The sequence below is a fragment of the Nonomuraea sp. KM88 genome, assembly GCF_052245635.1.
Lineage (GTDB): Bacteria > Actinomycetota > Actinomycetes > Streptosporangiales > Streptosporangiaceae > Nonomuraea.
The window spans coordinates 16165-35804 of sequence record NZ_JBQQCC010000036.1 but is presented as its reverse complement, the minus strand read 5'-3'; the positions used below and the strand labels follow the sequence as shown (position 1 = coordinate 35804).

Genomic DNA, 19640 nt, shown 5'->3' with positions numbered 1-19640 from the left:
ATGTGGTACGCGGGCATCGGATGGGAGAAGGACGCGTACGAGCTGGCCGTCCTGGATCACGCGGGAGCCCACGTCGTGCCCCCGCTCCGCCTCGAGACCGTGGGGGTGGGGGACGTCGTGGCCCGCCTCCTCCGGCTGGCCGGACGCGAACCGCTGATGTGCGTCATCGACGCCACCAACGGGGTCGTCGACGGTCATCTGACGGCCGCGGGACTCGACGTCTACCGCGCCGACGGCGACGTCGCACCGCTGAGGCGGGCGTTCGGCTCGCCGGACGCGGCCGTCCTGGCGGAGCTGGGCCGTACCGACAGGTCACGCTTGACCAGGATCGTCCTCGACTCGGGCACGCTCACCGGGCTCGACCAGCGGATCGAGGAGGACCTGGAGTCGGCCGCGCTCGTCGAGGCCGAGCAGGTCGCCTCGGGCCGGTGCCTGCCGCACGGCAGCCGCGTGCACCCGAGGGTGGCGCTCACCTTCGACGACGGCCCTCACCCCGACCACACGCCGCGCGTGCTCGACCTGCTCCGCCACTACCGCGTGCCCGCCACCTTCTTCTGCCTCGGGCTGCACGCCGCGGCCCATCCCCACCTGGTGGCGCGGATCGCGGAGGAAGGCCACGGCGTGGGCAACCACACGTGGTCACATCCCTACCTGCCCGACCTCACCAGGCAGGAGGTCCTCGCCCAGGTGGACAGGACGGCCGAGGTGCTGGCCGGGATCACCGGGCAGGTCACGACGTTGTTCCGGCCGCCCTTCGGCGGCCGCGACGCCGACGTGCTCGGGTGGCTGGCCCGGCACGGACAGACCACCGTGCTCTGGGACGTCGAGGCCGCGGACTGGGCGCTGCCCGGCGCTTCGGCGATCGCCCACCAGGTGATCGGCGACACGGACTTCGGATCCGTCGTGCTCCTGCACGACGGCGGCGGCGACCGTTCGCAGACGATCGAGGCGCTCCCGCTGATCCTGGAGACCCTCATGGTGAGCGGGTGCAGATTCGTGCCCGTCGAGGACCTGATCGACGCCGACGAGCAGAAAGAGCGCGTGGGATCTTCATGGACATCCGCATAAGCGTCGCGATCATGCATCATCCGCGCCGGGCCGACCGGGTCACCTCGCTGCTCGCCTCGTGTGCCCCGCTCGACGCGCGGGTGATCGTGGATCCGGACCCGTCGGGAACCCCCAGCCCGCTGCGTACGGCAAAGCGCGCCTGGGCGGCCGTGCCCGACGACGCCACCCACCATCTCGTCCTGCAGGACGACGTACGGCTGAGCGCCGGATTCGCCGCCCACCTGGCCGATGCCGTCCGCGCGCGGCCGCGGCACGCCGTCGCCCTCTACTCCAACTGGAACAGCCCGCAGAACTCGTACTTCGTCAGGCGGGCCGCGGCGGCCGGCTCCGCGTGGGCGCCGCTGTCGCAGGAGGAGTGGATCCCGACCCAGGGGCTCGTGCTCCCGGCCGAGCGCGCCAGGGAGCTGGCCGCGTACCTCGCTCCCATCAGCGACGACATCCGCGACGACGACGAGATGGTCGCGCTCTTCTGCGCCGAGCGCGGACTGCCCGTGCTCGCCGCGGTGCCGCATCTGCTCGACCATGAGGACACGCCCAGCCTGGCCGGACATCCCGGTTCCTTCCACGCGACCGTCTACGCGGGCGACACGCACCTCGCCCCCGGACACTGGCGCACGTGGGACGACCGGGAGCGGGGGACGTTCGCGGTCGAGCTCATCGACTCCCGGTGCTTCCTGCGGCTGTTTCGTGCGGGAGAGCCCGTGGAGCATCCCTTCGGCTGGTACTGGGCGGACTGGTCGGCCCTGATCGGCATGGATCCGCGGCGGATCCTCGCCGCCCTGCCGCGCCGGGACGTCCCCGCGTACGCGCGGGAGTTGTGGGCCGCCGCGTACATCCTCGGGGCGGACGCGGGTGAACGCGCGGGCCCCGGCGCGGACTGGATGCTCCACCGGGCGATCACCTCGTGGGTCGCCTCAGGGCTCGGCGCCGCCGACCGTGCCCGCCTGGACGAGCGTTCGTCCGCGGCTCTGACCGGGCTCGGCGTCCAGGCCGTCGAACGCGGTCGGGCGGCGGCCCGGCCGCGTCTGGAGGAGCTCGTCCGTGCGTGAGGCAGCGACCATCACCGAGCGGATGGCCCGGCGGGAGGCACGCGCGCTGCTGCTCATCCCGCCCTCGATCCCCGCGCCGCCAGGGGTGCTCGATCCCCAGGTCAGCCTGCGTTCCGTCACCTGTCCCCTGTGCGGCGCCCGACCCGAGCAGGCGCTCGCCGAGCGGCCGGACGACCGGCCGGTCGTGACGACCCTGGCCTGCGAGACGCTCGCCGACCGGGCCCTGCTCGCGGTGCTCGCCGCCGGCTCCGGGCGCTACCTGTCGCGGGGGGTGTTCGTGGCCAGGCGACCGTCGTCCGCGAACGTGACCGAGTTGCTGACCGCCCTGGACGCCGCCGAAAGCTGGGCGGATCCGGGCAGGAGCGGCCCGGGCGCCGACGCGGTGGTGCCCGCCTCGACCCGGGTGGCGAACGAGGTGCCTTCGCACTTCCTCTCGCCCCACGCCGAACTCGACGACCTGAACACCCTCTACACGCGGGTCCGGTACGCGGCCGTCCGGGCGGGGCTGTGAAGCCGATCAGGCATAGCCCTTGGGCCGCCCGAACGCGGCTGTCGCCTCCGAGAACCGGACGAAATCATCCCATCAAGTTCCCATCAGGGAGGGTTGCATGCCTGACCACGACACCTTGACGGCGCTCCTGCGGGACTGGGCCGTCGTCCGCGGCGATCAGGAAGCGGTCGTTTTCGCGACGGACCCGACGGACGCCGCCGGCGACCAGTGCCTCACCTACGCCGAGCTGGATCGAGCCGCGCGCCGCGTGGCCGCGCTGCTCCACCTGCACGCCGACCCGGGCGATCGGGTCCTGCTGCTCAACGAGCCGGGCCTCGGCTTCGTCACGGCCTTCTTCGGCTGCGTCTACGCGGGCATGATCGCGGTTCCGGCGCCGCCGCCCGGCGGTCACCGCAGCCACCAGGCCCGCCTGGCGGGCATCGCCAGAGACGCGGGCGTCAAGGTGGCGCTGGCCGAGCAGGCAGGGCTGGACGGCGTACAGGAGTGGGCCGCCGACGCCGCTCTGGAGACGATGACCTGCCTGGCCGTCGACGGAGCGCTCCCGCCGGCCGAGCAGTGGGCCGACCCGGGGACGACCGGCGCGGAGAGCCTGGTCTTCCTGCAGTACACGTCCGGTTCCACCGGAGACCCCAAGGGCGTCATGGTCGACCACGGCAACGTCCGGGCGAACACCGAGCTCTTCTGCCGGCTGACCGGCGCCACATCAAGGACGCGCTTCGGCGGCTGGCTGCCGACCTTCCATGACTTCGGGCTGATCGGCCTGCTGCTGACCCCCCTGTGCCTGGGCGCCACGACGGTGCTGATGTCCCCCCTGGCCTTCGTGAAACGGCCGTACGCCTGGCTGCGGCTGCTCGACCGGCACCGCGTCAACCTCACCGCCGCCCCCAACTTCGCCTTCGACCTCTGCGTGCGAGCGGTCACCGAGACGCAGGCGGCCGGGATCGACCTCTCCTCGGTCACCCAGGTGCTGAACGGGTCGGAGCCGATCCGCGCCGCGACCCAGCAGGCCTTCATCGAGCGCTTCCAGCCTCATGGGCTCGATCCCGTGGCCATGCTCCCCGCCTACGGCCTGGCCGAGGCGACCCTGGCGGTGAGCTGCTCCGACCATCGGCGCGGCCCGGTGACCACCGGCGCGGACGCCTTCCAACTCGCCCTCGGCCACTTCGTGCCCGCCCTGCCGGCGGGTACGGAGGAGCACACCCGGCACCTGGTCTCCAGCGGGCCCGCCCGCGACGAGATCGTCATCGTGGACCCCGTGGACGGCGAGATCCTGCCGGACGGGCGGATCGGCGAGATCTGGGTGCGCGGTCCCCAGGTGGCGCGCGGCTACTGGAACCGTCCTGACGCGACCAGGGCCGTCTTCGGAGCGACCACCGGCCGGGGCGGCGGCGACTACCTGCGCACCGGCGACCTCGGGACGATCCACGACGGTCAGTTCTACGTGACGGGCCGCATCAAGGAAGTGCTGATCGTCCACGGGCAGAACCTCTACCCCCAGGATCTGGAGGCGACGGTGCGCGCGGCGCACCCGGCGCTCGCTCGCGGGGTCGGCGCGGTCTTCACGGTGCCCACCCCGGACGAGGAGATCGTGATCGTCCAGGAGTGCCGCGCGCACGCCCTGGAGGACATGACGCCGTCCGGCCTCGCCGCGCAGATCCGCAGCGCCATCCGGCGTGACTTCGGCGTCGCGGTCGGCGGCGTGGTCCTGGTCAGGCCGTCCCAGGTCCGGCGGACCACCAGCGGGAAGATCCAGCGCGGGCTGACGCGCGACCTGTTCACCAAGGACGAGCTCAAGGCCGTGCACGAGGAGCTCACGCCCGCCGTGCGCGCTCGCTACCGGGTGACATGAACGAAGGAGACGTCCGTGGACGATCTGCGTAGCTGGCTGACCCAGCGGGTCGCGTCCTACCTCGGCAGGGATCCGTCGGAGATCAGTCCTTCGGTGTCGCTGGCGACGTACGGGCTGGACTCGGTCTACACGTTCGCGATGTGCGGCGACATCGAGGACCATCTGGATCTGCGGATAGAGCCGACCGTGGCCTGGGACTACGAGACCATTGACGCGCTGGCCGAGCACTTGAGCACGCTGGTGGAACAGCGATGACCGACCTGCGGGAAGTCGCGGTCCACCTTCCGCCGCAACGCGTGGCGATCGCCTCGCTCCGGGACGAGCTGGGGCTGACGGACGCGCAGCTCAGGGCGTTCGAACGGTTCTTCGGTCTCTCGCACGTCCGCCGCGAGCCCGGCGGCACCGGCTACGACCTCATGCTCGCCGCCGCCGGCAAGCTCAGCGAACTGCACGGCCAGGAGGACCGCGTTCGCTACGTGATCCAGGCACGGAGCATGCCGGTCGCGACCGTCTACCCGAGGAGCGACGTTCACGAGGTGAGGCGGGCGCTCGGGCTGCGCCGGGCGCAGGCGTTCGCCATCGTCCACCAGGTGTGCGCGTCGGGGCTGCTCGCGGTCGACCTCGCCGGCCGGCTGCTGGCGGCCGACGGCGATCCCGACGCCCTCGCCCTGATCCTGACCGGCGAGAAGACCTTCACCACCATGGCGAGAACGGTGCCCGGCGCGGCCGTGAACGGTGAAGGGGCGGCGGCGCTCCTGGTCGGCGTCGGGGGCGGGCACGATCGGGTGCTCGGATACGCGACGCGCACGTACGGCAGGTTCCACTCCGGTTACGTGCTCCCTGACGAGTTGAACGCCGACTTCCAGCAGGTCTATCCGAACGCGGTGGCCGACGTCCTGACGGCCGCCGTGGACCGGGCCGGGATCTCCCTCGACGACGTGGCCCTGATCCTGCCGCACAACGTCAACCGCGTCTCCTGGGTGCGGGTGTGCCGGCTCATGGGCTTCCCGCTGGAACGCGTCCTGCTGGACAACGTCCCGGAGACCGGCCACTGCTTCTGCGCCGACTCCTTCATCAATCTCCGTACGGCTCAGGAACTCGGCCGGTTGCGGCCGGGCGACCGGTACGTGATGGCCGCCGTGGGCTTGGGCGGGTTCTTCTCCGCCATGGTGTTCGAACACTGAAAAGGCATGCTCATGTTTCTCCAACGCGTCAAGTCGGCGCTGACGGGTTCGCCGGACACGCCGCTGGCCTTCGTCGGCAATTTCGAGGTCGAGGACCAGTGGGCGGTGGGGGAGAAGGGTCTTCCCCGCCCGGGATTCTCCGCCGGAGCCGCCGTCGTCAACCGGATGGACGAGTTCACCCTGCTCCTGGCGGGCCCTCACGACCACGTGATCCTCAAGGAGGCTCCCGACGAGGACTACGTCGCCCATCTCGCCGAGCTGGGCGTCGACCTGCCCCGGATCCACACGGTCGCGCGCAACGACCCGGAACGCACCGTGACGCTCGACGCGCTCGACGACCCTGACCTTGTGGCGACCCTGTCGGCGCTGGAAGGCGTCCGGCTGGCCCCGCACGGCACCTCGATCCTGGAGGAGCGGCTGTCCGCGGCGACCGGGTTGCCCCTGGTCACGCCGCGGGCCGACGTGTGCAAGGTGGTGAACAGCAAGATCTACAGTCGCCGGGCCGCCGACGACGCCGGCCTGCGCCAGGTGGCCGGGCGGACGGCCGAGACCATGGCCGAGCTGGAGGCCGCGCTGGACGAGGCGCTGCCCCTGCTCGACCAGGGCAGGAGCCTGGTGATCAAGGACGCCTTCGGCGTCTCGGGCAAGGGCATCGTGGTGGTCGAGGACCGGCGGAGACTGGAGCGCCTGCACGCGATGATTCGGCGCCGGGCCGCCAAGTCCGGCGACGACACGGTCGCGCTGGTCATCGAGGAGTGGGTGGCCAAGTCCGCCGACCTCAACTACCAGTTCACCGTCGGCCCGGACGCGAACGCGCACTTCGACTTCGTCAAGGAGGCCATCACCGAGAACGGCGTGCACAAGGGGCACCGCATCCCGGCGACGATCACGGCCGCTCAGGTGGCCGAGCTGGAGGAATCCTCCCAGCGGCTGGCGAAGATCCTCGCACGGGACGGCTTCCACGGCGTGGTCGGCGTGGACGCCATGGTGGACACGAGCGGGCGGCTGTATCCCGTGGTCGAGATCAACGCGCGCCACAACATGTCGACCTACCAGCTGCCCCTTCAGGAGCGCTTCATGGCGCCGGGGCAGGTCGCGCTGGCCAGGCAGTACCCGCTACGGCTCAGCGAGCGCCTGCCGTACCGGGTTCTGCGCGGGAAGCTGGCAGGGCTGCTGCTGGAGGGCCCGGGCGGCGCCGGTCTGCTCGTCAACAATTTCGCCACGGTGAACGCCGCCGCACGGGAGAGCTCCTCCTTCGACGGGCGCCTGTACGGCCTGCTGATCGCCGACGACCACGATGCGCGGACCGCCCTCGACCACGAGATCGTGAGGAGACTGACATGACGGCGTACCAGGTCCAGGGGATCGGGATCGGTGAGCTGGCCGGCCAGTACGGCACACCGCTCTACCTGTACGACGGTGACGCCCTGCGAGACCAGTACGAGAGGTTGCGCGCCCGCCTGCACGCACGGCTCGAGCTCTTCTTCTCGCTCAAGTCGAACCCGAACCTGTCCATCTGCGCCCTGCTCGGTTCGTACGGCGCGCGGGCCGAGGTCTCCTCCCTGGCCGAGCTGACCACCGCCGTGCGGGCCGGCATCGCGCCCGCGAACATCATCTTCCTCGGCCCGGGCAAGAGCGAGGCGGAACTGCGCGCCTGTCTCGACACGCCGGTGCGCGCCATCGTGTGCGAGTCCTTCGGCGAGCTGGACCTGATCGACCGCCTCGCCGCCGAACGAGGCCAGACCGCGGCCGTGGTGCTCCGCGTCAATCCCGCCTTCTCCGTCAAGGGCTCGAAGCTGACGATGGGAGGCAAGCCCCGCCAGTTCGGCATCGACGAGGAGCAGCTCCTGGGAGCGCCGGACCTCGTGGGCGGACATGCGAACGTGCGGATCGTCGGTGTCCAGGCGTACATGGGGACCCGCATCCTCAGCGAGGACGTCGTCGCGCAGAACACGGCGCTCATCCTCGACATGGCGGAACGGCTGTCGGAGAAGCTCGGCTTTCCCCTCGACATCGTCGACGTCGGCGGCGGGCTCGGCGTGGCCTACTTCGACGGCGAGCGGGACCTCGACGTGGACGTCCTGGCCGGCCTGCTCAACCCGGTCATCGAGGGGTTCGCCGCACACCATCCCGGGACCCGGATGATCATGGAGCTGGGCCGCTACCTCACCGCGCCGGCCGGTGTCTACGTCGTACGCGTGCGGTACGTGAAGTCCTCGATGGGGGAGCGGTTCGCGATCGCCGACGGCGGCACCAACCACCACATGGCGGCTGTGGGCATCGGGTCGTTCGTCAAGCGCAACTTCCCGATGCGGCTGCTCAACCGGACCGACCCGCCATCGGGACCCTGGAACGTCACCGGCCCGTTGTGCACGCCCAACGACACGATCGGCAAGGCGGTCGAGCTGCCAGAACTGCGCCCCGGCGACCTGCTCGGGGTGTTCAACTCCGGCGCGTACGGCCCCAGCGCGTCACCGGTGCTCTTCCTCAGCCACGGGCATCCCGCGGAGGTCCTGGTGGTCGACGGTGTGGCCCACCTCGTCCGCGACCGCGACCGTGTCGGCGACCTGCTGGACAGGCAGCGACTCATCCCACGTAAGGAGACCAGCTCATGAGCAGAACCCAGGAGATCGAGCGTTCCGCGATCACCGGCGCCATCGCGGGCGCCCTCGCCGCCATGCTCGGCAGGGAAAGCTCGGAAATCCACGAGCCGACCCGCCTGTTCGACGACCTCGGACTCGATTCGACGAGCGTGCTGGAGCTGCTGATGCGGCTGGAGGACGACCTGCGGATCGAGTTCGACACCGACACTCTGGAGCAGCGGCATTTCGAGACGGTCGGCTCGCTCGCCGACTACGTCATCGAGCAGGGCTAGCGTGCGGCTGCATCGCATCGAAACCCGGATGTTCGACGAGGGGCGGCCGTTCTCCCCCGGCCGGGCCCACGCGCTGATGGACAGCTACGTCCAGGACGTCACCGGCCTGTACGGCCTGCCTCCGCGCCCCGGCTACCTGTCCACCCGGCTCAACAGTTACGCGGAGATGGCAGCGGCCGTGGTCCCGGAGCTGGGGCCGTTGCCGGTGCCGGTCGACGTGTTCGCCCTGGCGACCGCCGTGCCCGACACCGATCTGATCCGGTCGCCGACCTCGCTCCTCGCGGACCTGCTCCCCGGAGAGCCCTTCCCGCTCGGGGTGACGGATCAGGGGGTGGTCGCGCCTTTCACCGCCCTGAAGATCCTTCGCACGTACGGGGCGCCGGCCTGCGTGCTGATGGTGATGGACCAGCGGAGCCTGCCTTATGACGTGGCCGGGACGGAAGAGGTCGTGCCGCTGCGGGACTGTGCCGCGGGCCTGGTGTTCACCGGCGGCGGCGAACTGGCGGAGGGCTTCGAGGTGCGTCAATGGACCGAGATTCCGCCCGGGCGGGTGGCCGGCCTGCTCGCCGCGGAGCTGGGAGGGCGTACGGCGCTGGTCGCGGGACGGGGCCTGGCCGCGACGCTCCCGACCGAGTTCGAGGACATCAGGGTCGCGCCGACCGGATTGCCCTGCACCGGGGTCTGGGTGGCGCTGGCCGCCGCGCTGCCCGGGTGGCGCCGCCGGCGAGTCGCCGTCGCCGACTACGACCGCACGATGGGCAACCTCAGCATCTGCACACTCGACACCCAAGGCGAGGCGTGATGACTTCCCACGACGAATCCCCCTACGCGACCATCCGCGCCACCGCCAGGACGGAAGGGCTGGTCGCCGCGGCTCTCCTGCTGCACGCGGGGCCGGCGGCGGGCAGGGTCGTCTACGGTCCTGCCGGTCACGCCCTCGTCCCGCGCGAGGTGGCGGGCGCGCAGGCCACGGCCACCAGCCTCGGCGAGGTGGCGCTGCACGGGCGGTCACTGGTGGCCCTGCGCGAGCCGGCGAGGGCGGAGGCGAACGCCGCATGGACCCTGGGGCTGGCCTGGCTGCGCTACGGCCTGTCCGAAGGGCTACTCGAACACTGCCGTTCCTATCTGGGCGGGCGCACGTCTGACGGGTCGCCGCTGCTGCTGCTCCAACTGGTCAAGGCCCAGCTGGCCGAGGCGGTGATCGAGCAGTTGGAGGTCCTCACGGTGCTCGAGGGAGCGCAGCCCGGCGATCTCGACCACGACCATCTGACGGCGCTCCACCAGCGGATCACGCTGGCGGACCGCATGCTGCTGAGGTTGCTCGGCGGCAGCGGCTTCCGCGCCGACGGCCCTGGCCAGAGCGCCCACGTCTCCGAACTCCTGGCCGACGCCTACACCGGAAAGGCAGCGCGATGATCGAGCTGAACGAGCAGCAGTCGGTGCTGCGTGCCCATGCCCGCGAGTGGGCGCAGGACCTCGCGAAGTGGGCGCTCGACCTGGAACGCACTCCCGGCCTGGTGCACGAGCTCCTCGACCTGCCCGCCATGCGGTTCCTCGCCAGGTTTCCGGTTCCCGAGGAGTACGACGACGATCCGATCGTGCTCGACGGCCACCCCTTCCGCGGAAGCGGGATGGAGCGGGTCACGCTCTGCGAGGAGTTGGCAGCCGCCGACGCGGGCATGATGCTGGCCGCACCAGGCCCCTCGATGTCCGGGGTGCTCGTCAGCCACCTCGGCAGCAGGGCGCAGCAGGAGCTCTTCTTCGGGCGCATCACCGAACGTCCCACCTGGACCTTCTTCGCGCTCACCGAGCCCGAACGCGGATCGGACGCGGGCGCGCTGCAGACCACGCTCACCCAGGACGGCGATCGCCTGCTGCTCGACGGCGCCAAACGCTTCATCGGCAACGCCGCCCGCGCCGACCTCGGCGTGATCTTCGCCCGGGTCAAGCCGGGACCGCTCGGCATCGTCGCGGTGCTCGCCGACACGGGCCACCCCGGCTTCACCGCCACGCCGATTCCCACGGTGGGGCTGCGCGGCAACCAGGTCACCGATGTGCGCCTCACCTCCGTCGAGATCCCGGCCGGCCGGCTGCTCGGAGCGCACCTGTCCCCGTCCAGGCGCGGGCTGCTCGGCGCCGTCCGCGCGCTGAACCAGCTGCGACCCGTTGTGGCCGCCCTCGGACTGGGGATCGCCCGCGGCGCCCACGACTACGTACGCGCGCACCGGCGTGAGCTCACCGCATGGGAACGCGCCGAGCTCGACGGCATCGGCCTGCGCATCGAAGGCGTGCGGCAGCTCGTCCGCCGGGCCGCCCTCGCGTCGGACCAGGATGGTCCGGGTGTGGGCCCGCTCGCCTCCGCGGCGAAGTCGCGCGCGGCCCGCCTGGCGGAGGACGTGACCCTGCGCACGCTCGACTTCTTCGGGCCCGGTGCGCGCCTGGAGCATCCGCTGCTCGACAAGTTCGCACGCGACGCGCGCGGCATCGAGTACATGGAGGGCACGCGGAACGTCCACCATCTCAACGTGTTCCAGGGCATCTCCCAAGGCACGCTCCTCCGCGGCTGACGCGATCGCCGGTGGAAGCGTTGACCTTGTGGCGGGGCGTGGAGATCTGGCGGATCTCCACCGCCCGGACGGCGGACCTGGACGAACTGTCGAGCCGGCTCGACGAGCACGAGCAGGCCAGGGCGGCGGACCTCACCGACGCGGACGCCAGGCGGCGCTTCATCGTCTCCCACGGGGTCGTGAGACGGGTGCTCGGCCGGCGCATGGGCGTTCGCCCCGACGAGGTGCGGATCGCCGCCGGCAGGCACGGCAAGCCGTACGTGCCGGGCAGGCCCGACGTGCAGTGGAACCTGTCGCACTCGGGGGACCTGGCCTTGCTGGTCGTGGCGTACGGGCGCAGCGTGGGCGTCGACGTGGAGCGGCTGCGTCCTGAGCTCGACCGGGCGGCGTTCGCCCGCAGGTTCTTCCCGGCGGGGGAGGCCGAGTTCGTCGACGGGTCGCCGGAGCGTTTCGCGTGGCTCTGGACGCGGCGCGAGGCCTGCGTCAAGGCGGCCGGCGGGCGGCTGGCTCAGGGTCTGCGGCTACCGGTCAACGGGCCGTCACCCGCGCTCGTCCGGGACCCGGCCTGCAGCCTGCCGGGAACGTGGCTGGTGCTGGACGTACCGGTGCCGCCGGGATTCCGGGCGGCAGCGGCGATCAGCGCTCGAACTCTTCCGACCTGGCCGAATTCCACCATTTAGGACCTCTGCGTACCTTTTTGAGGGTCTGGGAAGCCGGCCACAGGTCTTTTGATTCGACTTTCGATCCCTTTCGCGGAGAACGATGTTCGGGGCGAAAAAATTTGGCAACGCTCCGAACCTTCCTTCCTCGGGCGCATCTAACCCATATGTACGGCGACCATAAAGAAAAAGAGACCCGGAAGGGCATTCACAGATGCGATCGAAGCTGGCCACCCTTTTCCTCGCCACGCTCACCGCCGGCGGCTGCGTGCTCGCCGGCGCCTCACCCGCCTCGGCCACGTCGTACTACGGCAAGAGCAAATGGATCAGCGCCGAGAAGGGCTGGCAGCACGCGGGCGTGTACGTCGAGCCCGGTGACATGATCCGGACCCGCTACGCCGGCGGCCGGTGGACGGTCGACCACCGCAAGTTCCCCTACGTGTCCTCGGCCGGCTACCCCAGGCACATCGACCGCAGGATCTACCAGCCATGCAAGATCCTCAGCAGGCACCCGCACGGCTCGATGATCGCGAAGATCAACGGAGACCTCTACAGGGTCGGCAGCAGGGGCTTGATCCGGGCCCGCGAAGCGGGCTTCCTCCAGCTGCGCGTCAACGACGCCGACGGTTGCCTCCGCGACAACGACGGCTCCGTCCGCATGAAGATCACGGTCTCCGACCACTGAGAGCTGCCGACGGCGATGAGGTGATACGCCTCCCGCAGAAGAGCGCGCAGGGCTCCATCTGACTGCGCCAGACACATCGAACAGGCACCGGTTCCGGCCGGTGCCTGTTCGCTTTCTGCCGGTCTGGCGCTGCTGAGCCGGGGGGACGTGGTCGGAGCGCGTCAGCGGGCGGCGTCCTCCAGAAGTTTCAGGGCGTACTTCTGCAGGTCAGGTCCTGCCTTCTCCGGGCTGCCGGTGTCGAAGGGCGGCACGGAGGTGAGCAGCACGCTCGCCGCGTGCACGAGCAGCATCCCGAACCCGGGGAACGCGCCGGGATGCGCATGGACCATGCCGTCCATCCCTGCATGATGGGCTGCCGCATGCCGCTGCGCGCTCTGCGTGAGGAGCGTGTGCAGGATCACCTGCGAGGCGGCCGTCGCGGGCAGGATGGAGGCGAGTGTGCGTTCGCGTCCGGTCAGGGCCAGCGCGGGCGGCAGGAGGAGCAGGAAACCGCCCAGCGCCGCCGCCGAGTCGAAGGAGCCTCCGCCGGCCAGGTGTCCGAGCGTGGCCAGGACGGCGCACGTGGCAGCGAAACTCGCCGCGCGCACCCACCGCACCACGGAGAACGGACCCATCGTGGCCAGATCCTTCCACATGGTCGCCGCGCTCCCGGATCAGGGCCGACGTACATTGGCCGCGCCCGCCGGCGGCACGACCGCTCCCGATGGGCGGGAAGAGTTCGGGTCCGGTGGTAATCGAGGGACGGCTGGCGGGACTACTGGGTGTGGACGATCCCCAAGAGCGATTCACCATGCTGTACGACCGGCACTACCGGAATGTGCTGGGCTATGTGCTGCTCCGAGTCGAGCAGAACGTGGCCGAGGACGTGTGCAGCGAGACATTCCTCGTGGCCTGGCGCCGGCTCGACGAACTGCCCGAGCAGGTGCTGCCGTGGTTGCTCGGTGTTGCCCGCAACAAACTCGCCAAGCAGCGCGAGGTGCGGTACCGGCGCAACAACCTGGTCGAGCGGATCGCCGTGCTGACCAGTGAGCGGGAGCACGTCGCCTGGGATGTCGCCGAGCACGTGGTGGACCGGGAGCAGGCCATCTCCGCTTTGCGCGCCCTTCCCGAGAAGGACGTGGAGGCGATGATCCTGGCCACCTGGTACGGCCTGACGCCCGATCAGGCCGCGACGGTCATGGGCTGCTCGGCGCGAGCGTTCAACGTCCGGCTGCACCGGGCGCGCAAGCGGCTCAACGGCAGGCTGCGCCAGGAGGTGGAGGCCGCGCGACGACCGGTGCGACCGACCTGCAGCCGCTTCGCCGAGGAGAGCTGACGTCCGCAGGATCCACCCGTAGGGGGAAGACATGACCGATCGTATGTTCGCTCGGCTCAGGCCCGATGAGCTGGACGAACGTGCCGAGGCGAGCTACCGCCGGCGCCGCCGCGAGGACCTCGCCAGAACGTTTCGCAGCACCAGGAACCCGACACCTACGTGGAGAGCGATCATGGCTCGCCGTCCCATGTTCCTCCTGGCCACCGGCGCGGTCGCTGCGGTCGCCGCCGGAGCGGTCGTCGTCTCCACAGGCGTGCTGTCCGGCGCGCCCGCCGGTGACACCCCGCCGGTCGCGGCGGACCCTTCGCGCACCCCGCGGAGCACGACCGGCGACACAGGGGCGTCGCCGGCCACCCGGATCGACGCCCGGTCCTTCCTGCTCGCCGCCGCGGACACCGCGCTGCGTGAGACCGCCACGTCCGGCGACTACTGGTACGTCCGCCGGCGGACGACGCATCCCACCTTCCACTGGCCCGAGAAGTTCTGGGCCGGGGCGGAGAAGCTCCGGCACCAGGAGCAGGCGGAGGTCGACAGGACCGGCGCGGAGGACGACGAGCTGGTGGCGATCAACGAGAAGTACAACAAGAAGCTGGAGCAGCTGCGGAAGAGCATCTACCCCGACGGGCCGCCGTACAAGGCGTACATCGTCGAGACCGAGGAGCGGTGGCGGCCGAAGCGGACGGCCGGCACCCACCGCGTGAAGAGAGCGGACCGCGAGGTCGTCTTCCCCTCGCCGCAGGACGAGGCCGAGTGGAGGGAGCAGGGTTCGCCGAAGCTGCTGGAGGACAGACCCAAGAGCGTCGACGACAACCTGCCGCGGCCGCTGTCGATCCCCAACATGGACATCACCATGCAGAACGTCGGCGAACTGCCCACGTCGAAGAAGGCGCTGGCCGGCCGCCTGCGCGCCCAGTTCGCGAAGCTGCCGGACCCAGACAAGGAGTTCGACCTCCACCTGTGGCAGACCACCGTCGATCTCATGACCGCCCCCACCACTCCCGGCACCCGGGCGGCCCTCTTCCGTATCCTCGCCGACCAGCCCGACATCATCTCGAACGGCGAGGTCGAGGACGCCGCCGGGCGTGAGGGGGTCAGCCTGGCGGTCAAGAGCGACGACGGGTACGAGTTCCAGCTGATCGTCAACAAGGACACGGCGGAGCTGCTGGAGTACGCGGTGACCGAGAAGAGCGAGGACACGACGCGGGTGACCTTCGAGGAGTTCGGCTGGACCGACAAGCTGGGCCGCCGCCCGCAACGCTGACCGGCTCCGCGCGGGCCGACGAAGATGGCCGAAGATGACGCGGTGACCGGAACGGCGGGAAGGCCTTGCCGAGGCGTAGGCGGCCTCCGCCGCCCACGAGTTCAGGAGCGGCACGCTGTTCCGGACCTGAACTCGCGCGGCGACACGCCATAGGCCGTGCGGAAGGCCCGGCTGAAGTCCCCTGGCTGGCCGAACCCCCAGCGGGCAGCGATCTCGTAGATCGGCACGTCGGCCATTGCGGCGTCGGCGAGGTCACGGCGTATGCGCCCGAGGCGCTGGTCGCGGATCCACGCCGAGACCGTGTCGCCCTGCTCCTGGAACAGTCGGTGGAGGTAGCTGACCGAGATGTAGTTCGCCGCCGCGACCGTCCGCGGGCTGAGCTCGGGGTCATGCAGATGGCGCTGCATGTAGGCGCGTAGGCGCAGGCTCAGGGCCTCCCGTTGAGAGCTCGACCGTGGGTCATGTTCGGATTCGAGTGGTCCGGACAGACACGCGGCCACGAGATCCACCAGCACCACCCCGAGCCGTTGCCGGTCCGCCGGGCTGAGCGACAGTTTCTCGTCGGACAGGTCGTCGATGAACTGTTTGAGCAGCCCGCCCATGCCGCCGTCGGCGGACACGCCGTGCCCAAGGAGAGCAGCCATCGCGTCCCCGCGTAGTGGCAGCAGCGGCTTCGGGACGGTGAGCATGACCAACTCCAGATGGTCACGTCCGTCGGCCTGCAGGTTCATCTCCTCCAACCCGGCGAGGTCGAGCGCGTAGATATCGCCGACGGTCACGGTGTCGCGCAGCCCCGACCAGGTCGCGTTCACGGTGCCGTGCTGCGGCACGATGAGATGGACCACGTCGTCATGTTCGGTGCCCGCCCGGCACGGCTCGCGTTGAGCCGTCAACGGATGAAACCTCTTCACCTCCAGCACGGCCACGCCGAGATCGAGCATGCGTGCGCCGGCGCAGAGATCCCCTCTGTCGATCTCACGACTCATAACCGCGCCGGCGCCCCAGTCTCTCAAGGTCGTCACACGCGAACGAGACATTTGCTCTCCGTTCACCCGTATCCTCATTTCCCAAGGCAGGGCAGAAGTCAGCGTTACCGGCGTATTCCAGGATGTCCAGCGCAGAGAATCGCCGAGATCTCAGCGCAGCATCCACAATTTCGATCGCGAGGTTCCTCCCAGTTGTGAGATCAGCGGATCGGGACGTTCGCTTTCGCGGCGGCCGCGACGTGGGCCGTATGGGTGATGTCGGCTGAGACGACGGTGAGTGCGTGGTCGCCGACGTCGTGTTCGCGGAGCCACGTGCGCAGGGTGTCCCCGCGGGCAGGTCCGCCACGGACGGCCGCAGCGACGTCGTAACGGCAGTAGAGCCAGAGACCTCCAGGCTCAGGTGGTGGGTATGTCGCGTCGGGTGAATCCGGCCAGGCCGACCGCGACGAGGGCCGCCGCGACGACGGTCATGACGATGAGTGGCGTGGCCGTCATGACCCCGCCGGGAAGTTTCGGTACGTGCTCGAAGACCGACAGGTTGATGACCCACTGGTCGAGCTGCAACTCCAGGCCGACCCAGCCGAACAGCAGGCTCACCATGGCCACCGCGAACGTGCCGGCGACCCGCCGGGGCAGCAGCCCGAACAGGGCGAGCGCGACCCCGGTGAACACCCATACGACAGGGAGTTGCACGAGAGCGGCGGCCAGGAGGCGGGACAGCTCGCGGGCGACGTTGCCCGTGTTGAGGCCGTGCGCCAGACCGGCGGCCGTCCCGAAGGCGATCAACCCGAGCGCCGGGCCGAGCAGTATGAACACGAAGTGGCTGCCTGCCCAGCGCAGCCGACGCACCGGGGTGGCCAGCAAGGGCTCGGCCCGCCCGTCGCGCTCCTCGTCTCTGAGCAGCAGCGCGGCCTGGATGGCGAAGCCGACGCTGACCAGGCAGAGCATGGTCATCATGGGGGCGAGGAACTGGTCGACGAGCGTGCCGGGACCGCCGAGCCGGGCCAGCGCCTCTCGGGCCGCGGCGCCGCTGTTGTCCATCAGCGTCCCGAGACTCGCCGACATCGCGCCCCCCACGAGCCCGACCACGGCGAGTCCGGCGATCCTGCTGATCAGCGGGCCGCGGTGCAGCCGCCAGGCCAGCGCCAGCGGGCTGCTCAGGCGAGGTCCGGCGGCGGCCGGGCCCCGGCGGGCGTGGAACATGCCGGCGCCGAGGTCGCGCCGCTCCGACAGTGCCACGCCCAGCACGATCAGGGCCACCACCGCGCCGGCCGCGAGCGCGAGGATCCACCAGCGCTCTCCGGAGTAGGGCCGCAGCGCCTCCGCCCAGCCGAGCGGTGTCAGCCACGACACCCATGCGGGCCCGCCACCGGACTGCGCGGCGATGTCGCCGACACCTCGCAGGATGAGTGCGGCACCGAGCACGCTGATCCCGATGGCCCGCGCGCCGCCCGCGCCCGTCGTGAGCTGCGCGGTCACGGCGCCGATCGCCGCGAACACGCAGCCGGCCATCGTGAACCCGAGCCCCAGCGCCAGGGAACCGGCGGCGGGCAGGCCCTGGCCGATCAGCGCCAGCGCCGATGCCACACCAAGGACGAGGACGGCCCCGCAGGTGACGATCAGAGTGGCGGCCAGGTCGGCACGCCGCGACAACGCGGTGGCTCCTACCAGTTCGCGTCGCCCGGCCTCCTCTTCTGTACGCGTGTGCCGGATGACCGTGAGCAGCGCGAACAGCGCGACCATGAACGTCACGAACCCCGACCGCCACGAGACGAGCTCGCCGAGGCTGGAGCCGTTCAGCACGCCGTACACGACGGTGAAGGCCCTGGTGTGGACGCTGGTCTCGTAGTAGTGCTGGCGGGCCTCGGCCGTCGGGTACGCCCCGGTGAACGCGCCGACGAACACCACCGGGATCGCGCAGATGAGGGCCACCCACAGCGGGAGCAGCACACGATCGCGCCGCAGCACCAGGCGGATGAGCTTTCCCGTGCCGGCGAACGCGTTCATCGCCCTGCCTCCGCGTGCCGGCCCTTGACGTTCGCGGTCGCGCGGTCGTAGTGCCGCAGGAACAGCTCCTCCAGCGTCGGAGGCCGGCTGACGAGGCTGAGCACGCCGGCCTGGGTGAGGTGGCGAAGCGCGTGGTCCAGCGCCGCGGCGTCGACGCTGAAGCGTACCCGGCAGCCGTCGGCGCGCAGGTCGTGCACGCCCGGCAGGCCGGCCAGCCCGTCCGGTGGGGTGGCCAGCTCGGCGTCGATGGAGGTGCGGGTGAAGTGCCGCAGCTCGGCCATGGTGCCGGTCTCGACGGTGCGGCCGTCGCGGATGATGGTGATCCGGTCGCAGAGCGCCTCGACCTCGGAGAGGATGTGGCTGGACAGCAGTACCGTACGGTCACCCGCGTGTCGCACCTCCTGGACCGTCTGCCGGAAGACCTCCTCCATCAACGGGTCCAAACCGGAGGTGGGCTCATCGAGGATGAGCAGCTCGGCGTCGGAGGCCAGCGCCGCGACCAGGGCCACCTTCTGCCGGTTGCCCTTGGAGTAGGTGCGGCCCTTCTTACGCGGATCGAGGTCGAAGCGCTCGATCAGCTCGTCACGGCGCCGCCGGTCGAGCCCGCCGCGCAGCCGGCCGAGCAGGTCGATGGCCTCGCCGCCGGACAGGCCGGGCCACAGGGTGACGTCGCCGGGCACGTAGGCCAGGCGGCGGTGCAGCTCAGCGGTCTGTGTCCAGGGGTCGCCCCCGAGCAGCCGGACGGTACCCGCGTCGAGGCGCATCAGGCCCAGCAGGATCCGGATCGTGGTGCTCTTGCCCGCGCCGTTGGGCCCGAGGAAGCCGTGCACCTCGCCAGTCCGTACGGCGAGGTCGAGGCCGTTCAGTGCCCGTGCCGGGCCGAACGACTTGACCAGTCCGGCCATGGAAATGGCATCGGTCGCAGTCATCATGGGTGTCCTTGTGTGGTGGTGATGCGGAGAGGACTAGAGGTCGTCTCCCGGCTGGGCGTCCCAGACGGTCTGGGCGGCTTTGAGCATGGTGTCGTCGGTGTACAAGCCGTGGGTGTAGATCTCGAGCATGGGCAGCCCGATGCGCCGCAGCACGTCAGGGCCCATCCGTTCGAAGCCGAGCACGCGGGTCAGGGGCGGCGCCATGGTGAGCGTGGCCAGGCTCACCAGCACGGTGAACACGGCCAGCGCCCGCACGTCGGAGGACTGGCGCATCGAGCCGCTGGCGATCCCGTGCAGGAAGATCTGCTCGGTCTCCTCCACCAGCGTGTTGACGAACGTGCTGGCCGCGGAGGAGTCGTCCTCGATCGCGCGCACCATGTACTGGACATGGAGGCGGTACTCCTCCGAGTGCGACAGATGTTCCTCGGACAGATCGCGCACGCCGACGGGGTCAGCCGCGGTCCGGGCTCTCCGCACCAGAATCTGCAGGACATGCTCGTCGCAGACGCTCCGCAGGTTGTCCTTGCTGCCGAAGTGCCGGATGACCAGGGCGGCGCTCACCCCTGCGGTGGCCGCGATGGCGCGCAGGTTCGTCTTCTGGAAGCCGTCGCGGGCGAAGTGCTCGATGGCGGCGTTACGGATCTTGGCTTGGGCGGTCAGATCCGCCGAAGGTGCTGAACACACGTTTACTA

At 70.5% G+C, this 19640-nt stretch carries 21 protein-coding genes; 16 read left to right on the top strand and 5 right to left on the bottom strand.

Features of this window, described 5'->3' with window-relative positions:
• From ACTWPV_RS48365 to ACTWPV_RS48300, 14 genes are all read left to right on the top strand, one after another.
• Window positions 1–1068 carry a polysaccharide deacetylase family protein gene (locus tag ACTWPV_RS48365; RefSeq protein ID WP_347647670.1) on the top strand — a complete coding sequence of 356 codons (1068 nt, stop codon included), beginning with the start codon at window positions 1–3 and terminating at the stop codon, window positions 1066–1068.
• The gene (locus ACTWPV_RS48360; RefSeq protein WP_443157008.1) at window positions 1053–2117 is read left to right on the top strand and encodes a hypothetical protein; all 1065 of its coding nucleotides are present in this window, start codon (window positions 1053–1055) and stop codon (window positions 2115–2117) included. Before ACTWPV_RS48365 ends, ACTWPV_RS48360 begins: the two co-directional genes overlap by 16 nt.
• Window positions 2110–2628 carry a hypothetical protein gene (locus ACTWPV_RS48355; protein WP_347647672.1) on the top strand — a complete coding sequence of 173 codons (519 nt, stop codon included), beginning with the start codon at window positions 2110–2112 and terminating at the stop codon, window positions 2626–2628. Before ACTWPV_RS48360 ends, ACTWPV_RS48355 begins: the two co-directional genes overlap by 8 nt.
• A 97-nt stretch (window positions 2629–2725) precedes the next feature.
• A complete protein-coding gene (locus ACTWPV_RS48350; RefSeq protein ID WP_347647673.1) occupies window positions 2726–4477 on the top strand; it encodes a fatty acyl-AMP ligase in 1752 nt (583 codons plus the stop codon).
• Window positions 4478–4492: 15 nt separating this feature from the next.
• On the top strand, window positions 4493–4732 hold the full coding sequence (locus tag ACTWPV_RS48345) for an acyl carrier protein (protein ID WP_347647674.1): 240 nt from the start codon (window positions 4493–4495) through the stop codon (window positions 4730–4732).
• Entirely contained in the window at window positions 4729–5661 is a 933-nt protein-coding gene (locus ACTWPV_RS48340) for a 3-oxoacyl-[acyl-carrier-protein] synthase III C-terminal domain-containing protein (protein ID WP_443157007.1), read from the top strand. Before ACTWPV_RS48345 ends, ACTWPV_RS48340 begins: the two co-directional genes overlap by 4 nt.
• A 6-nt stretch (window positions 5662–5667) precedes the next feature.
• A complete protein-coding gene (locus ACTWPV_RS48335) occupies window positions 5668–7005 on the top strand; it encodes a preATP grasp domain-containing protein (RefSeq protein ID WP_347647676.1) in 1338 nt (445 codons plus the stop codon).
• On the top strand, window positions 7002–8276 hold the full coding sequence (locus ACTWPV_RS48330; protein WP_347647677.1) for a type III PLP-dependent enzyme: 1275 nt from the start codon (window positions 7002–7004) through the stop codon (window positions 8274–8276). The genes ACTWPV_RS48335 and ACTWPV_RS48330 overlap by 4 nt, the downstream gene beginning before the upstream one ends.
• Complete coding sequence (locus ACTWPV_RS48325; protein WP_347647678.1) at window positions 8273–8536, top strand: acyl carrier protein; 264 nt, start codon at window positions 8273–8275, stop codon at window positions 8534–8536. Before ACTWPV_RS48330 ends, ACTWPV_RS48325 begins: the two co-directional genes overlap by 4 nt.
• 1 nt (window position 8537) lies before the next feature.
• A complete protein-coding gene (locus ACTWPV_RS48320; protein WP_347647679.1) occupies window positions 8538–9338 on the top strand; it encodes a hypothetical protein in 801 nt (266 codons plus the stop codon).
• Window positions 9338–9952 (top strand): hypothetical protein, encoded by a 615-nt coding sequence (locus tag ACTWPV_RS48315; protein ID WP_347647680.1) that lies wholly within the window; start codon window positions 9338–9340, stop codon window positions 9950–9952. Before ACTWPV_RS48320 ends, ACTWPV_RS48315 begins: the two co-directional genes overlap by 1 nt.
• Window positions 9949–11103: an acyl-CoA dehydrogenase family protein gene (locus tag ACTWPV_RS48310; RefSeq protein WP_347647681.1), complete on the top strand. Its 1155-nt coding sequence runs from the start codon at window positions 9949–9951 to the stop codon at window positions 11101–11103. Before ACTWPV_RS48315 ends, ACTWPV_RS48310 begins: the two co-directional genes overlap by 4 nt.
• Before the next feature lie 11 nt (window positions 11104–11114).
• Window positions 11115–11783, top strand: coding sequence for a 4'-phosphopantetheinyl transferase family protein (locus tag ACTWPV_RS48305; RefSeq protein ID WP_443157006.1), 669 nt, complete (start codon window positions 11115–11117; stop codon window positions 11781–11783).
• 193 nt (window positions 11784–11976) lie between these two features.
• Window positions 11977–12447, top strand: a complete 471-nt coding sequence (locus ACTWPV_RS48300) for a hypothetical protein (RefSeq protein ID WP_347647683.1) — start codon at window positions 11977–11979, stop codon at window positions 12445–12447.
• Between the two features lie 161 nt (window positions 12448–12608).
• Here ACTWPV_RS48300 and ACTWPV_RS48295 read toward each other — a convergent pair whose 3' ends face one another.
• Window positions 12609–13082 (bottom strand): hypothetical protein, encoded by a 474-nt coding sequence (locus ACTWPV_RS48295; protein ID WP_443157005.1) that lies wholly within the window; start codon window positions 13080–13082, stop codon window positions 12609–12611.
• A gap of 128 nt (window positions 13083–13210) precedes the next feature.
• Between ACTWPV_RS48295 and ACTWPV_RS48290 the strand changes: the two genes are divergently transcribed.
• Together ACTWPV_RS48290 and ACTWPV_RS48285 are read left to right on the top strand one after the other, a co-directional pair.
• Complete coding sequence (locus tag ACTWPV_RS48290; protein ID WP_347647687.1) at window positions 13211–13762, top strand: RNA polymerase sigma factor; 552 nt, start codon at window positions 13211–13213, stop codon at window positions 13760–13762.
• A 172-nt stretch (window positions 13763–13934) separates the two neighbouring features.
• Window positions 13935–15023 carry a hypothetical protein gene (locus ACTWPV_RS48285; RefSeq protein ID WP_443157004.1) on the top strand — a complete coding sequence of 363 codons (1089 nt, stop codon included), beginning with the start codon at window positions 13935–13937 and terminating at the stop codon, window positions 15021–15023.
• Window positions 15024–15124: 101 nt separating this feature from the next.
• On the opposite strand, the gene ACTWPV_RS48280 is transcribed toward ACTWPV_RS48285, so the two are convergent.
• The 4 genes from ACTWPV_RS48280 to ACTWPV_RS48265 form a co-directional block, all read right to left on the bottom strand.
• A complete protein-coding gene (locus ACTWPV_RS48280) occupies window positions 15125–15964 on the bottom strand; it encodes a helix-turn-helix domain-containing protein (RefSeq protein WP_443157003.1) in 840 nt (279 codons plus the stop codon).
• Window positions 15965–16405: 441 nt separating this feature from the next.
• Window positions 16406–18016, bottom strand: coding sequence for an ABC transporter permease (locus ACTWPV_RS48275; protein WP_443157002.1), 1611 nt, complete (start codon window positions 18014–18016; stop codon window positions 16406–16408).
• Window positions 18013–18945, bottom strand: a complete 933-nt coding sequence (locus ACTWPV_RS48270; protein WP_443157001.1) for an ABC transporter ATP-binding protein — start codon at window positions 18943–18945, stop codon at window positions 18013–18015. Before ACTWPV_RS48270 ends, ACTWPV_RS48275 begins: the two co-directional genes overlap by 4 nt.
• Window positions 18946–18981: 36 nt before the next feature.
• Window positions 18982–19632, bottom strand: coding sequence for a TetR family transcriptional regulator (locus ACTWPV_RS48265; RefSeq protein WP_443157000.1), 651 nt, complete (start codon window positions 19630–19632; stop codon window positions 18982–18984).
• Window positions 19633–19640 lie beyond the last annotated feature (8 nt).

What these genes read in the sequence shown, in the direction of transcription:
- ACTWPV_RS48325 (WP_347647678.1), top strand. Translation starts at nt 8,273, where the DNA reads ATGAGCAGAACCCAGGAGATCGAGCGTTCCGCGATCACCGGCGCCATC.
- ACTWPV_RS48340 (WP_443157007.1), top strand. Translation starts at nt 4,729, where the DNA reads ATGACCGACCTGCGGGAAGTCGCGGTCCACCTTCCGCCGCAACGCGTG.
- ACTWPV_RS48275 (WP_443157002.1), bottom strand. Translation starts at nt 18,016, where the DNA reads ATGAACGCGTTCGCCGGCACGGGAAAGCTCATCCGCCTGGTGCTGCGG.
- ACTWPV_RS48365 (WP_347647670.1), top strand. Translation starts at nt 1, where the DNA reads ATGTGGTACGCGGGCATCGGATGGGAGAAGGACGCGTACGAGCTGGCC.
- ACTWPV_RS48300 (WP_347647683.1), top strand. Translation starts at nt 11,977, where the DNA reads ATGCGATCGAAGCTGGCCACCCTTTTCCTCGCCACGCTCACCGCCGGC.
- ACTWPV_RS48315 (WP_347647680.1), top strand. Translation starts at nt 9,338, where the DNA reads ATGACTTCCCACGACGAATCCCCCTACGCGACCATCCGCGCCACCGCC.
- ACTWPV_RS48350 (WP_347647673.1), top strand. Translation starts at nt 2,726, where the DNA reads ATGCCTGACCACGACACCTTGACGGCGCTCCTGCGGGACTGGGCCGTC.
- ACTWPV_RS48310 (WP_347647681.1), top strand. Translation starts at nt 9,949, where the DNA reads ATGATCGAGCTGAACGAGCAGCAGTCGGTGCTGCGTGCCCATGCCCGC.
- ACTWPV_RS48270 (WP_443157001.1), bottom strand. Translation starts at nt 18,945, where the DNA reads ATGACTGCGACCGATGCCATTTCCATGGCCGGACTGGTCAAGTCGTTC.
- ACTWPV_RS48360 (WP_443157008.1), top strand. Translation starts at nt 1,053, where the DNA reads ATGGACATCCGCATAAGCGTCGCGATCATGCATCATCCGCGCCGGGCC.
- ACTWPV_RS48285 (WP_443157004.1), top strand. Translation starts at nt 13,935, where the DNA reads ATGGCTCGCCGTCCCATGTTCCTCCTGGCCACCGGCGCGGTCGCTGCG.
- ACTWPV_RS48280 (WP_443157003.1), bottom strand. Translation starts at nt 15,964, where the DNA reads ATGCTCGATCTCGGCGTGGCCGTGCTGGAGGTGAAGAGGTTTCATCCG.
- ACTWPV_RS48295 (WP_443157005.1), bottom strand. Translation starts at nt 13,082, where the DNA reads ATGTGGAAGGATCTGGCCACGATGGGTCCGTTCTCCGTGGTGCGGTGG.
- ACTWPV_RS48330 (WP_347647677.1), top strand. Translation starts at nt 7,002, where the DNA reads ATGACGGCGTACCAGGTCCAGGGGATCGGGATCGGTGAGCTGGCCGGC.
- ACTWPV_RS48335 (WP_347647676.1), top strand. Translation starts at nt 5,668, where the DNA reads ATGCTCATGTTTCTCCAACGCGTCAAGTCGGCGCTGACGGGTTCGCCG.